Below are 13,247 nucleotides of genomic sequence, written 5' to 3' on the forward strand. Positions count from 1 at the left end.
TGAGTAAAGCCAAGGAAAACAGTCAGATGTAAATCAGGGTGGTACGGAAAACTGCACTGAACCGCGGTAAAGCTCACAGTTGCCTGAAATTTAAGCGATGGTGAATAGGTAATTGCGAGGAGTAAGTAGGCCCAGCGAGGATAGGTATGTAGGTTTTCATTTCCGTTGCGAGGGAAAGCACACAGCAAAAAGCCCACCGAAGTGGGCTTTTGACTGCTTGTCAGCGTTGATTAAACGCGTGCTTTCACTGGCTCTTGTTCTGGAACCTTACGGCCCAGTTTGGTTGCCATCACCTGTTCCATTTTCTCCAGGCTGACGCCCTTGGTTTCAGGAACGAATTTCACCACGATAACCATACAGATCATGGAGAGAGCGGCGAACAGCCAGAAGCTGAATGCGCCGTTGAAGGTTTCTTTCAGGTATGGGTTTTCGTTCAGCATTGGGAAGCTCTGGGTTACCAGGAAGCCGGTAAACCACTGGGCACCTACCGCGATAGACATAGCACGGGTACGGATGCTGTTAGGGAAGATTTCGGAAATCATTGTCCAGCATGCACAGCCCCATGATGTGGCGTAAGAAACGACATACAGGCACAGAGCGAACAGTGCTGCATAACCTGTGGTGCCTTGGTAAAGAACAAAACCAACCACGGTCATACCGATGGCACAACCCAGGGTCCCCCACTTCATCAGCGGCAGGCGGCCAACCTTGTCAATCAGGTACATACCCAGGGCGTTACCAAGGATAAAGACCACACCGACGAATGTTGTCTGGAACAGCGCGTTTTCAGTACCGCCGGCAATCGGTTTCAGGATTTCCGGAGTGTAGTACATGATAACGTTGATACCGGTCAGCTGCTGGGCGGCGGCAACAAAGGTACCGATAACCAGAATGGCGAACAGGAGTGGTGAACGCAGGCTGACTTTGTTGCCTTTGGCTCCGGCACTTTCTTTCAGGGAGTCCTGGATTTCAGAAATCAGGCGGTCAGCGTGTTCTGGGTTGGAGATACGGCACAGGGTGTCTTTTGCTTTGTCTACTTTACCTTTCAGTACCAGCCAGCGTGGTGATTCAGGGATAAGGAAAAGCAAGCCGGCAAAAAGGGCCGCCGGAATAACTTCAGAGCCCAGCATCCAACGCCAACCCATGTCTACCAGCCAGGTTTCAGACATCCCCTTGGCAATCAGGTAGTTCACATAAAAGACACCGGTCTGGCCTACCACCGCAGACTGCTGGAACATACTTACCGCTCGGCCACGAAAGTCTTTGGGGGCCACTTCAGACATGTACATTGGCGAGACGACACATGCCAGGCCAACAGCAACGCCGCCCACAATACGCAACCAGATGTAAAAGTCGAAGGTTGTCGCCAGTGCCGAACCGATAGCTGAGATGATAAAGAGGATTGCGGAAATAAAGAGGGTATTTCGGCGGCCATAGTTCAGGGCGAACCAGCCGGCGCTGACGGCACCCAGAATACTGCCAAGAACGACACTGGACACCGCCCAGCCGGTTTGAGCCGGAGTAAGGGAGAAGTAGTCACGGATTGGACCGATGGCACCGGATATTACAGCAGTGTCGTAGCCCAGGAGGATGCCGCCGAGTGCGGCGATACAACAGATTCGAACGATATAAGCAATATTATGTTTATTGGAGGGTTTCACGTTATCAGTCGACATTGTCGAATTCCTTATTTTTATCCCACTCCCTTACCTGACCATCGAAACAGTAAGTTTATGGTGAATTTCCTGGGCTGTTTTGTGCGTAGGGTATTGCCCGGGATTTCAGCTAACGCCTGTCGTATTTATTGTATTAATGATTTGGAAAATATTTTTCAGTTTGGCGTTGAAATGCATGTTAGTTCTGAAGGTGTGGTTACGCCATAGCCAATAATCGCTTTTGTCTCAAAATGATACGCAAGTCATGTTGCGGAAAAGATTTTTCAAATATTGAAAACGTTTTACATCATTGATAATTAAAGAAAAAATATTTTGTGATCTTGGTTCATATTCCTCTGTGACCCGCATATTCCCTAGGGTTTTCCATTAATTTCATATTTTGAGCTGATGGATTTTTGATTGAAAAATATTTTTCATTTTTTGAAAAACGAGCGTATGTTTATCCCAACGCAAGAAAACGGCCCGACGCGAAACAGACTTCCCAAAGAAAGTGAGATTCGGGTCACTTTAATTAAGCAAATTTAAGCCCTATAAAAAATTGGAGATAGAACATGAGCAAAGTTAAATACGGCATCAGCCCACTGACCTGGACTAACGACGACATGCCAGAGCTGGGTGGTGACATTCCACTGGAAACCTGCCTGAGCGAAATGGCGGAAGCCGGCTTTACCGGTACTGAACTGGGCACCAAGTACCCACGTGAACCAGAAGTGCTTATTCCTCTTCTGGCGAAGCATGGTCTGGTTCTGGCGTCTGGCTGGTTCAGCGGAAACCTGATGACTAACACGGCTGAGCAGGAAATCGCTGCCATGCAGGATCACATCAAGCTGCTGAAAGCCGCCGGTTGTACTGCGATGGTTTACGGTGAAGTTAGCAACACAGTACACGGTGACATCAACACTGCGCTGTCCAAGCGTGTCATCCTGACCATGGACGAGTGGAAGATCTACGGTGAGAAGCTGACTACGGTTGCTGATTACCTGCTGAACGAGCACGGCATCAAGCTGTCTTTCCACCACCACGTTGGCACCATCGTAGAAACAGAAGATGACATCAACCTGCTGATGGAACTGACCGGCGAATCTGTACACCTGACGCTGGATACCGGCCACATCACTTACGGCGGTGGTAACCCTGTCACTATGATCAAGCGCTGGGGCCACCGTATCGGCCACATGCACTTTAAAGACCTGCGTCTGGATGTAATGAAAGCGGCACGCGATCAAGACAAGTCATTCCTGAATGCGGTACTGGACGGCGTATTCACCGTACCAGGCACTGGCGATGTGGATTATGACGACGTGTTCGCGGCACTGAAAGAGCGTAACTACGAAGGCTGGCTGCTGGTTGAAGCAGAGCAGGATCCTGCCAAGGCGCATCCTCTGACTTACGCGAAGACTGCTTACGAAAACATCACTGGCTACGCGAAGAAGTACGGCCTGTAACCGGAAGGGAACTGCCGGCCTGTAACCGGGCCGGCAGACAGGGATTACTCACAGATTGAGTTCTAGTTCGAGGAAGAAAATGAAAACTGTACGCCTGACTGTTGCCGAAGCGCTTGCACAATATCTGGCAGCCCAGAAAATCGAAATCGACGGCAAAGTAGAACAACTTTTCGGTACAGCCTTTGCGATTTTCGGTCACGGAAACGTTACTTGCTTTGGTCAGCAACTGAAAAATATTGAAGACAAAATCCCGACCTGGCGCGGTCAGAACGAACAGTCGATGGCGACTGCTGCTGTGGCTTATGCCAAAGCGAACCTGCGCCGCCGCATCGGTATTGCGACCACTTCTATCGGCCCGGGTGCAACCAACATGGTGACGGCCGCCGGTATTGCACACACCAACCGTCTTCCTCTGCTGATGATTTCCGGTGACGCTTATGTCAGCCGCCTGCCGGATCCTGTGCTCCAGCAGCCAGAGAACTTCTACGATCCGTCCATTACCTGTAACGATGCATTCAAACCGCTGACCCGTTACTGGGACCGTATTGTGTCGCCTTCGCAGCTTGTTCATACGCTGCCGCATGCAATTGATACCATGCTGGATCCGGAAACCTGTGGCCCGGTATTTATCGGCCTGCCTCAGGATATCCAGGGTGTTGCCTGGGACTTCCCGGAAGCCTTCTTGCAAGAACGTATTCACCGCATTCGCCGCCCAGAGCCAGAAATGGTTGCACTGGAAGAAGCGAAAGCGATGCTGATGTCAGCGAAGAAGCCGCTGATCATCTCGGGTGGCGGCGTGCACTACTCGCTGGCGACCGACGAGCTGGCGGCATTTGCTGCCAAACACAATATCCCGGTGGTGGAAACCATTGCGGGACGCGCGACCATGCTGCAAGACAACCCGCTGAACGCCGGCCCTATCGGTGTAACCGGTTCTGATTCTGCCAACTACATGGCTGCCCATGCAGATGTGGTCCTGGCTATTGGTACCCGTCTTCAGGATTTCACTACCGGCTCTTGGTCGGTATTCCGTAACCCTGATATGAAGCTGGTCAGCATCAACGTTGCCAAGTTCGATGCAGTTAAGCACCTTTCTTACCCGGTCCTCGGTGATGCCAAGGTCTGTATGACCAAACTGTCCGGCCTGCTGGGTGAGTGGAAATCCGGCCAGGACTGGGCGGATACCGCCAAAGAACAGGCTGACGAGTGGAAAGCACTGGTTGAGCGCCGTACCCACCCTCAGGAAGGTGATTTGACTCCGGGCCTCTCTTCTTATGCAGAAGTGATTGGCAAGGTTAACCGCCTGATGGAAAAAGGCGACACCGTTCTGACTGCGGCCGGTGGCCTGCCTGCCGAGCTGGCGATGAACTGGCAGAGCTACCAGATTGGCAAGTTCGACATCGAGTTCGGTTTCTCCTGCATGGGTTATGAAATCGCGGGTGGCTGGGGTGCCAAGATTGCCAACCCGGATAACGATGTGATTGTCCTGGTGGGTGACGGCTCTTACATGATCCAGAACTCCGACATTTACTCTTCTGTCCTGACTGGTCACAAGATGATTGTGGTGGTGTGCGACAACGGTGGCTTTGCGGTTATCAACAAGCTGCAGAACAACACCGGCAACGAGTCTTTCAACAACCTGCTGGAAGACTGCCGCCGCCCGGATGGCGAGGTCGCCCGTGTAGATTTCGCCAAGCATGCTGAAGCGCAGGGTGCAATTGCTGAGAAACTGACGTCTGTTGACCAGTTCGAAGCCGCTTTTGCCCGCGCCAAGGAAGCAGACCGCACTTATGTGATTGTCCTGGATATTGACCCGGTATCGCCAATGGCATGGTCCAAGTGCGATTGCTGGTGGGAAGTGGGTCTGCCTGAAGTCACCCGAAATGAACACACTGCAGAGAAAGTGACAGCCTGGGAAGAAGGCCGCGTCAACCAACGCCGCGGTGTTTAACCGGACCCGGATTTAAAAATAACAACCAAATCCAAATAACAAATTTAAATCAGAAAGTTTGGCCCGGCGGATATACGCCGCCGGGACCGTAAGGAGCCCTACATGTTTAATGAAGAATTCCACTTTGAACAACCAATCCGCTGGGCAATGGTCGGCGGCGGCCGTGGCAGCCAGATCGGTTACTCTCACCGTAACGCCGCGCAACGTGATGGCCTGTTCAAGCTGGTGGCCGGTGCTTTCGACCTTAACGCAGAGCGCGGACGCGACTTCGGTACCAACCTGGGTCTGGACGCTGACCGCTGCTACGCAAACTACAAAGAGATGTTCGAAGCGGAAGCCAAGCGTGAAGACGGTATTCAGGCAGTATCTATTGCTACCCCTAACTCTACGCACTTTGAAATCTCTAAAGCGGCGCTGGAAGCTGGCCTGCATGTGGTGTGCGAAAAGCCAATTACCTTCACCACAGAAGAAGCGGAAGAGCTGAAGAAGATGGCCGCCATGCAAAACCGCGTTATCGGTGTGATGTATGGCTACTCAGGCTTCCCTATGGTGCAGCAGGCGCGTGAAATGATTAAGCGCGGTGACCTGGGCGATGTTCGCGTGGTAAACATGCAGTTTGCGCACGGCTTCCACAACGAAGAGCACGAACTGAACGATCCGGGCCTCAAGTGGCGTGTAAGCCCTGAAGCATCCGGCCCGACCTATGTTCTGGGCGATATCGGTACTCACGCTTTCTATCTGTGTGAAGTGATGACCGGCCTGGAAGTGGATCGCTTGTCTTGTATGCGCCAGAGCTTTATCAAGTCCCGTGCACCACTGGAAGACAACGCGCACGTGATGATGGAATTCAAGGGCGGTGCTGTAGGTACGCTTTGGGCGTCAGCGGTTAACTCCGGTTCAATGCACCAGCAGAAGATCCGCGTTGTCGGTTCTAAAGCGTCTATTGAATGGTGGGATGAGCACCCGAACCAACTGCGCTATGAAGTACAGGGCGAGCCACCACGTATCCTCGACCGTGGTATGGGCTACCTCTACCAGGACGATGCAGGTGTCGGCGCGAACCGTATAGGTGGCGGCCATGCGGAAGGTTACTTCGAATCCTGGGCAAACCTTTATCACCGTTTTGCGCTGGCATTCTCAGCAGCTGACCGTGATGACCAGGCTGCATTGGCTGATATCTGGTTCCCGGGTATTGATGCAGGCATCGAAGGTGTTCGCCTGTGTGAAAAATGCGTTGAGTCGGCAGACCAGAACGCTGCCTGGGTGGAATACAAGTAAGGAACTATGACCATGACTAAGATTGCACTTCAGCAGGATCGTCCTCTGGATGCCATCGTCCTGGGCCGTGCGGGCGTCGATCTCTACGCCCGTGAGGCAAACACCGACATGGCAGATATCTCCGGGTTCAATAAATTTGTCGGTGGTTCTGCTGCGAATATCGCGGTGGCTGTTAACAAGCTTGGCGGTAAGGTCGGCTTTATCGGTTGTGTCGCTGAGGATGCATTCGGCGGTTATGTGAAAGGTTACATGAGCGGCCTTGGCATCAACCTTGACGGCATGATGACTGACAACTCAGGAAGCCGCACGTCAGTGGCCTTTACAGAAATGAAGCCGAGTGACTGCACCGTGCTGATTTACCGTAACAAGGTTTCCGACCTGACGCTCAAACCTGAGCAAATCAGCCAGGCTTACATTGCCAGTTCAAAAGTGTTGGTGGTGACCGGTACGGCACTGTCTGAAAGCCCAAGCCGTGAAGCGACACTGCTGGCCATGGAATATGCCCGTCGCAGCAATACCGTGGTAGTGCTGGATGTGGATTACCGTCCTTACTCATGGCGCACCGATGTTGATGCATCTATCTACTACGGTATCGCAGCTGGCCTGTCTGACATCGTTATCGGCAACCGAGAAGAGTTCGACATGATGGAAACCGTTATCGCACCCGGCAACAAGGACGATGACGCAACCGCAGCCCGCTTTATGCGCGCCAACACCCAGGTGGTGGTGATCAAAGCCGGTGAGCTGGGCTCTAAGGTTTACTGCCGTGACGGTCACAGCTTCCAGCAGGGTATCTTCCGCGTGAAGGTGAACAAGCCTTTCGGCTCGGGTGATTCGTTCGCGGGTGGCCTGATTTGGACACTGGTTAACGGCGGCACACTGGAAGACGGCGTGAAGCACGGTTCAGCAGCGGCGGCGATTAACGTCAGCGGCACCAGTTGTACCGAGGCAATGCCTACCCGGGAGCAATTGTTCAACTTTATTGAAACCCATGAGCAATCTGCTCATAACGCTGAGTAGTCCACCTTAATGGTTGAGTAACCAGCACTGTAAATCGAGTTACGTTCTTCGGATTAAAGACCCATAAATTAGGTCAGCCGGGCCAGCAAAAACAATGTGCAACCATCGTGGCCCGGCACTTTTCCCAGCAAAGTAGCCTTCGAAACACCGAGAAAAGGACACTTTCCTGAGCAAAGTTAAAACATTACTAATCCAATACGTGAAACAGGCACCCCCAGCAGGTTGTTTGCTGGGGAGTGAGGAGGAAAGCATGGGTAAGCATATCCCACCATTTGATAATAAAAACAAAGCTATCATCGACATAAACGATGAGGTGACCCCGCTGTGTTATTTCAACCAGGTTATTCTGGAAAAAGGCCAGATTCATACTTACACCCTGGACGAGTATGAGTCCGTGATCGTGCTGGCCGGCGGTACCTGCTGCATCACCGTGACTGATGAAACCGGTAAGTCCGAAACCTTCGACAACATCGGTAAACGTGCTTCGGTCTGGGAAGGAAACCCGGAAGCAGTTTACGTACCGGTTGGCTACACCGCGCAGGTTGAATGCGTCAGCGACAAGGCTGATGTCATGATTGCCGGTGGTAAATTCGAAGCAGCTCTGGAGCCGTTTGCAGTGCGCCAGGAAGAAGTGGATATCGTCCAGTACGGCTCCGATGACACCAAAACCCACCGCAAAATCAAACACGTTCTTGGCCAGAGTAATGCCGAACAGCGTGGCCGCCTGCTGGTGAGTGAGCTCTTTACCGTGGGTGCGGGTGGCTGGTCCGGGTTTCCGCCGCATAAGCATGATGAAGACCGTGTGAAGGAAGACGGCAGCCGCGAAACCCTGTACCAGGAAGTGTACCAGTTCCGCTTTAACCCGGACTTCGGCTTCGGTGCTCAGTTCCTGTATGAACACGAAGATGACTTTGGCCCGGTTTACCACGTTCGCACCGGCTCTGTGATTGCCATCGACAAAGGCTATCACCCGAGTGTTGCCGCGCCGGGTTACGAGATGTACTACTTCACCATCATTGTGGGCAAGACCGACAAATCATTGGTCCAGCATTTTGACCCCCACCATGAGTATCAGGTGCACACCATTCCTGGCATCAAGGACATGATTGCCAAATTCAAATAACAGGGAGAGAAGTCATGTTGGTTAACCTGAACGATTTGCTACCGGATGCTGCGGCATCTGACTATGCCGTGCCTTGCTTCAATGTGTTTGGGTACGAAGATGCCCGCGCAGTGGTGGAAGCTGCAGAAGCGACAGGCAAACCGGTTATCTTAGCTTGCAACAAGGATGTTGCTGATTTTTATGGCGTAGAAACGGCGGCAGCAATGTTCCTTGGCCTGGCCCAAAAAGCCACCGTCCCTGTGTGTTTGCACCTTGACCACACTTACGATGAAGACATTATCTTCCGCGCCCTGAAAGCAGGCTTCAGCTCTGTAATGTATGACGGCTCCCAGTTACCACTGGAAGAGAACATCCGCCGTACGGCCGCTGTAGCAGCAGTTGCGCACGCGGTAGGAGCTTCGGTTGAGGGCGAGATTGGCTCCGTTCCTTATGAAGAAGGCCGCGACCATATTAAGTCTATCTTTACCCTGCCTGAAGATGCGGCGAGATACGCTGAAGAGAGCGGTGCAGATTGTGTAGCGATATCTGTTGGTAATGTACACCGCCTGACTGAGCCAACCAGTACCATCGATTTTGGCCTGCTGGACAAGATTGAGTCCGTGGTTTCCAAGCCATTGGTCATCCACGGTACCAGCGGTATTAAAGATGATGATATGCAGATGCTCAAGCGTACCCGGGTCTCGAAATTTAACATCGGAACCTGTCTGCGTCAGGCGCTTGGTCATAACCTGCGCGAATTGATGAATGAGGAACCGAACAAGTTCGACCGAATCTACTTTATGCAAAAGACGATGCCGTTTGTGAAAGAAGAAGCGATTCGCAATATCAATTTGTTATCGTAGAATGAAACTCCGGCGTAAAGCCGGAGTTTTTTATTGCCGTATGATGGCTGGGAGACACCCTCGAATGCAGACAGACGAATCAACCCTAACCAAGCCCAAAGATTTGGATTCGCTGCGCGATCTTATCGTCAAACGCTACGACACCCTTAGCCAACGCCTGCAACAAACGGCCGACTATGTACTTTCACAGCCAATGACAGTGGCCATGGAAACCATGTCGACCATCGCTGAAAACGCCGATGTCCCGCTCTCCACTTTAAGCCGCTTTTCAAACACTATGGGATTTTCCGGTTTCAGCCAGATGCAGGGGCTATTCCGAGACCAGTACCTTAACCGCCCACGTGACTACAAAGAGCGTGTTAAGCAAGCCAAGGAAAAAGAGAAAAACCCGACGTCACCTCAGGCACTGTTTCATGATTTCGGCCAGGCGAATATCGAAGCGCTGGAACAGCTCCAGATTTCTGTGTCCCCGGATAAACTGGAGCGTGCAGTCGAGTTACTGTCGCAGGCTGATACCATTTATGTTCAGGGTATCCGCCGGGCATACCCGGTTGCCTTTTACTTTTGGTATGCCCTGATGAAATCAGACGCCAACGTGGTATTGCTGGACGACATGGGTGGAATGTTGGGCCCGCTCACCCGCCGCCTGACCGACAAAGATGTGCTGGTGGCTGTCACCTTCAGCCCTTACGCGCCGGAAACCAGTGAGCTGATCCGCCAGTCCTATGACAGGAGAACCCGGATAATCGGAATCACCGATAACCAGAAAGAATCCCAGGGCAGCAAAATGGAAGTGTGCTTTGAGGTTCAGGAGGGCGAAATCATGGGCTTCCGTTCACTCAGTTCCTCTATCTATCTCGCCCAGACACTGGCAGTCAGCTATATGTGCCGGGAGCGGGGGGAGTAATCTTATTCCGTCAAAAAAGCCCTGCGATTTAGCGGGGCTTTCCTTTTTTTGATAAACTTTTGTGACATTATTTGATGTATTTATTGCTGGAGACCCGAGACAAAAACGATCTCAACTCTTTGGCATCTTGGGGAGCAAATTCCCTGATGAAAGTCAGTATTGTTGTGACGTCCTTGAACGGTCTGGCCTTACTGAAATACCACCCCTGAATAAGGCTGATCCCCATATTTCGCAGCCAGTCCAAATCCTGCTGGGTTTCCACGCCTTCGCAAAGCAGTTGCATATTGTGGGCATCTGCCGTGCCTTTTATCAGACGCATTAGTGCTTCTGTTGTAGGGTTGATAGATACACCATGAACAAACTGACGGTCTACTTTGAGAAGCTCACAGGAAATCTTTTTCAATGAATCAATGTTGGAGTTTCCTTTACCAAAATCATCAATTGCTAGGTGAAATCCCGCCCTGTGGAGCTCGCGCAGTCGTTCCGCTGAACCTTGTTCATTAACTTGAAAACCGGTTTCAGTGATTTCCAGTAGCACATGGTCCGTAGACAGGCCAAATTCTGCAAGTATTCCTATGAACGTAGAAACTAATGCCGCATCCTGTAAGGTTACCCGTGATACGTTTATCGATATTTTGGGTGGAATTAATCCAGAATCGAGCCAAACACGAATGTGGCTGCATACCTTGCGGAACATCAAATAGTCTACAGAGGGGATCAATCCTAAGGACTCAATGGCGGTAAAAATTTGTCCGATATTGATTTTTTGGTAACTGGGGTTTTCCCATCTCAGTAACGATTCAAAACCAAAAAGCTCCCCGGTGTTGATATTAATCTGGGGTTGGTAATGAGGCTCGATGCTGTTTTCCATTGCTTCATGGTATATCGCATGCCTCAGATCCTTGGTTAGCTGAGTTTTAAAGGCATTGCCCGATTGGTAACACACACTGGAAAGTCCGCACCGGTTGTTTTCATTAACAGCAAGCTCCGCCATGTTTATCAACGCCTGGGGCGTTATGGTTCCGTCAGATGTCCTGGCAACACCGATGTTTGCGATGACCGCAAAGGTCAGGCCGTCAATCAATACCGGCCTGGAAATGTATGTTAATAAAGCATCAAGGTCTCGAGTGCTTTGTTCTTCTGTCTGCCAGAAACAAAAGTTACCCAGTCCAAAATGACCGAGAGGTTGATTGCCAGGAAGCCATTCCAAAAGCCGGTGAGAAATGGTTTGGATAAGGAGGTTGGCGGTCTCATTACCGTAGAGGGTACAAACGTTATGTATCTGCTGTATTTGCAGATTACATAACGATACCGTGCCGCTGTCGCTTTGGATAAGGGTTTTGAGCCTGCGGGAAAAGCCTTCCCGGTTGGGTAGCTTTGTCACATCACAGGAATATTGGTTATCTACGCTCTGGACAACATATTTAGCCAGGCTCTGCAGAACTTGTGCGGTTTCCTGTGTGATGGATGTGGGTTTAGTATCCATAATCCAAACCGTACCCACGGCGAACCCGTTTTCTCCGCGAAATGGACTCGCTGCATAGTAGCGGATATTAGGAGCGTCTGTTACCAGAGGATTGTTGAAAAACCTCATGTCGATGGTGGTGTCTTCGATGACAAACAGATCTTCGTTTTCATCAACCGCAACAGCGCAAAAAGCCCCTTCACGGGGTAACCAGCAGGCTTCTATGCCGAAGTGTGCTTTGATCCAGACTTTCTCGTCATCAACGACACTTATTCCGGCAATGGGGACATTGCAGAGAGTGGCTGCCAGCGAGGCAAGAGCTTCAAATGAGGCATCATGTTCTTCAATGACCGCGTCATATCGCTCCAATTCTTTTTGTTTTAGATGGTTATGTGCAGTATTTAAATCACTCGAGAGCTGATATTTCATGACAACAACGTCCATGTCATAGGTAATGGGATTAATTGATTGCCATATTCAGTATAGGAAGAAACTCGGAAGTGGAAGCTAAGATTAATATTTAAGTTATTTTACAAGTACAGAAAGGGTGGCATGGTATTTCAATTTCCTCCTATATCCATAGTTTAGCTGTGCTTATTTTTCTAGATTATTTTTAGTTCAACGCTTTGGCGTTGGCCAGACTTAAACTTTGTTTTTTGATGCCTGTATAATTTCCTAAACGCACTCGGCGTCATGTTTTTACTGATTTTAAATTGTCTATTGAAATTAGATTGGTTATTAAATCCCGTATTTTCAGCAATATAGGAAATAGACTGGTCAGTGTTGATCAAACGTTCGCAAGCTTTTCCAATTCGATATTGCTTTAAATGTTCGGCAAAGCTTTCCTGGAAATGTCTTTCAAATAGGCGATAGACACTACTTTCGCTCATGTGTAGTTCTTCACACAAATCGGCCATTCGAACGGGTTCTGTATAGTGCCTTTCAATATAGTGAAGTACTCTTTTTACTTTGTTTTGCTGTTGACTTGACGATTCGGGCTGGCAATAAGAATACGAACCCGAGGCCAGTGGCTTTCGGTAACCATCTTCAGCCAACGCCATTAAAATTTCCACAACAACAGCAAACTGCCGGGTCGAGGGAAGGTTGACAGTATTTCTTATCAAGGCAGAAACGCGTTCGGCACACTGCGAGCTAAAATGTATCCCTCTGCAGGCTTCATTAAGTACATTCCGTACAGGCGTGAGTGATGGCTCGAGTTCAATAAGTTTGTCTATCCAGTCTGGTGAAAACCAAAGAATGTGATTACTCACCTCAGTATGACGCTCACATGCTGCACTAGCGGTAACCATATGTGGGACACCTGGCCCATAAAGGACAAGTGTATTGTGGCACTGGCTGAAGCACTGGTCACCAACCATCGCAGTACTGTTCAGTACTGAATGTGGATCAAAGCAAACCACAAGTTCGTATTCATTGTGGTAATGCCAGCCAGCAAAAATATCGTAGCTTTTACCAATGTTTATATAGTGTTTTATCAACCATCGGTCGCTGATTTTCTCCACGTAGGGTCGCAAGAATT

At 50.4% G+C, this 13,247-nt stretch carries 10 protein-coding genes; 7 read left to right on the top strand and 3 right to left on the bottom strand.

Annotation, left to right across the window (positions count from 1 at the left end):
* Positions 1–230 precede the first annotated feature (230 nt).
* Positions 231–1,676, bottom strand: coding sequence for a sugar porter family MFS transporter (locus NF212_RS21370; protein ID WP_434360945.1), 1,446 nt, complete (start codon positions 1,674–1,676; stop codon positions 231–233).
* Positions 1,677–2,227: 551 nt separating this feature from the next.
* Between NF212_RS21370 and iolE the strand changes: the two genes are divergently transcribed.
* From iolE to NF212_RS21405, 7 genes are all read left to right on the top strand, one after another.
* Positions 2,228–3,121, top strand: a complete 894-nt coding sequence (iolE, locus tag NF212_RS21375) for a myo-inosose-2 dehydratase (protein ID WP_434360946.1) — start codon at positions 2,228–2,230, stop codon at positions 3,119–3,121.
* A gap of 79 nt (positions 3,122–3,200) precedes the next feature.
* Positions 3,201–5,072: a 3D-(3,5/4)-trihydroxycyclohexane-1,2-dione acylhydrolase (decyclizing) gene (gene iolD / locus NF212_RS21380; protein ID WP_434360947.1), complete on the top strand. Its 1,872-nt coding sequence runs from the start codon at positions 3,201–3,203 to the stop codon at positions 5,070–5,072.
* Between the two features lie 102 nt (positions 5,073–5,174).
* On the top strand, positions 5,175–6,350 hold the full coding sequence (locus NF212_RS21385) for a Gfo/Idh/MocA family protein (protein ID WP_434360948.1): 1,176 nt from the start codon (positions 5,175–5,177) through the stop codon (positions 6,348–6,350).
* 12 nt (positions 6,351–6,362) lie between these two features.
* A complete protein-coding gene (iolC, locus tag NF212_RS21390; RefSeq protein WP_434360949.1) occupies positions 6,363–7,370 on the top strand; it encodes a 5-dehydro-2-deoxygluconokinase in 1,008 nt (335 codons plus the stop codon).
* A gap of 250 nt (positions 7,371–7,620) precedes the next feature.
* On the top strand, positions 7,621–8,493 hold the full coding sequence (locus tag NF212_RS21395) for a 5-deoxy-glucuronate isomerase (protein ID WP_434360950.1): 873 nt from the start codon (positions 7,621–7,623) through the stop codon (positions 8,491–8,493).
* A 14-nt stretch (positions 8,494–8,507) separates the two neighbouring features.
* Positions 8,508–9,335, top strand: a complete 828-nt coding sequence (locus tag NF212_RS21400) for a class II fructose-bisphosphate aldolase (RefSeq protein ID WP_434360951.1) — start codon at positions 8,508–8,510, stop codon at positions 9,333–9,335.
* Between the two features lie 64 nt (positions 9,336–9,399).
* Positions 9,400–10,242, top strand: a complete 843-nt coding sequence (locus tag NF212_RS21405) for a MurR/RpiR family transcriptional regulator (protein ID WP_434360952.1) — start codon at positions 9,400–9,402, stop codon at positions 10,240–10,242.
* 67 nt (positions 10,243–10,309) lie between these two features.
* Here NF212_RS21405 and NF212_RS21410 read toward each other — a convergent pair whose 3' ends face one another.
* Together NF212_RS21410 and NF212_RS21415 are read right to left on the bottom strand one after the other, a co-directional pair.
* Complete coding sequence (locus NF212_RS21410) at positions 10,310–12,136, bottom strand: EAL domain-containing protein (protein ID WP_434360953.1); 1,827 nt, start codon at positions 12,134–12,136, stop codon at positions 10,310–10,312.
* A gap of 173 nt (positions 12,137–12,309) precedes the next feature.
* Positions 12,310–13,230 carry an AraC family transcriptional regulator gene (locus NF212_RS21415; RefSeq protein WP_434360954.1) on the bottom strand — a complete coding sequence of 307 codons (921 nt, stop codon included), beginning with the start codon at positions 13,228–13,230 and terminating at the stop codon, positions 12,310–12,312.
* Positions 13,231–13,247 lie beyond the last annotated feature (17 nt).

The sequence above is a fragment of the Parasalinivibrio latis genome (assembly GCF_036825535.1).
GTDB classification, from domain to species: domain Bacteria; phylum Pseudomonadota; class Gammaproteobacteria; order Enterobacterales; family Vibrionaceae; genus Parasalinivibrio; species Parasalinivibrio latis.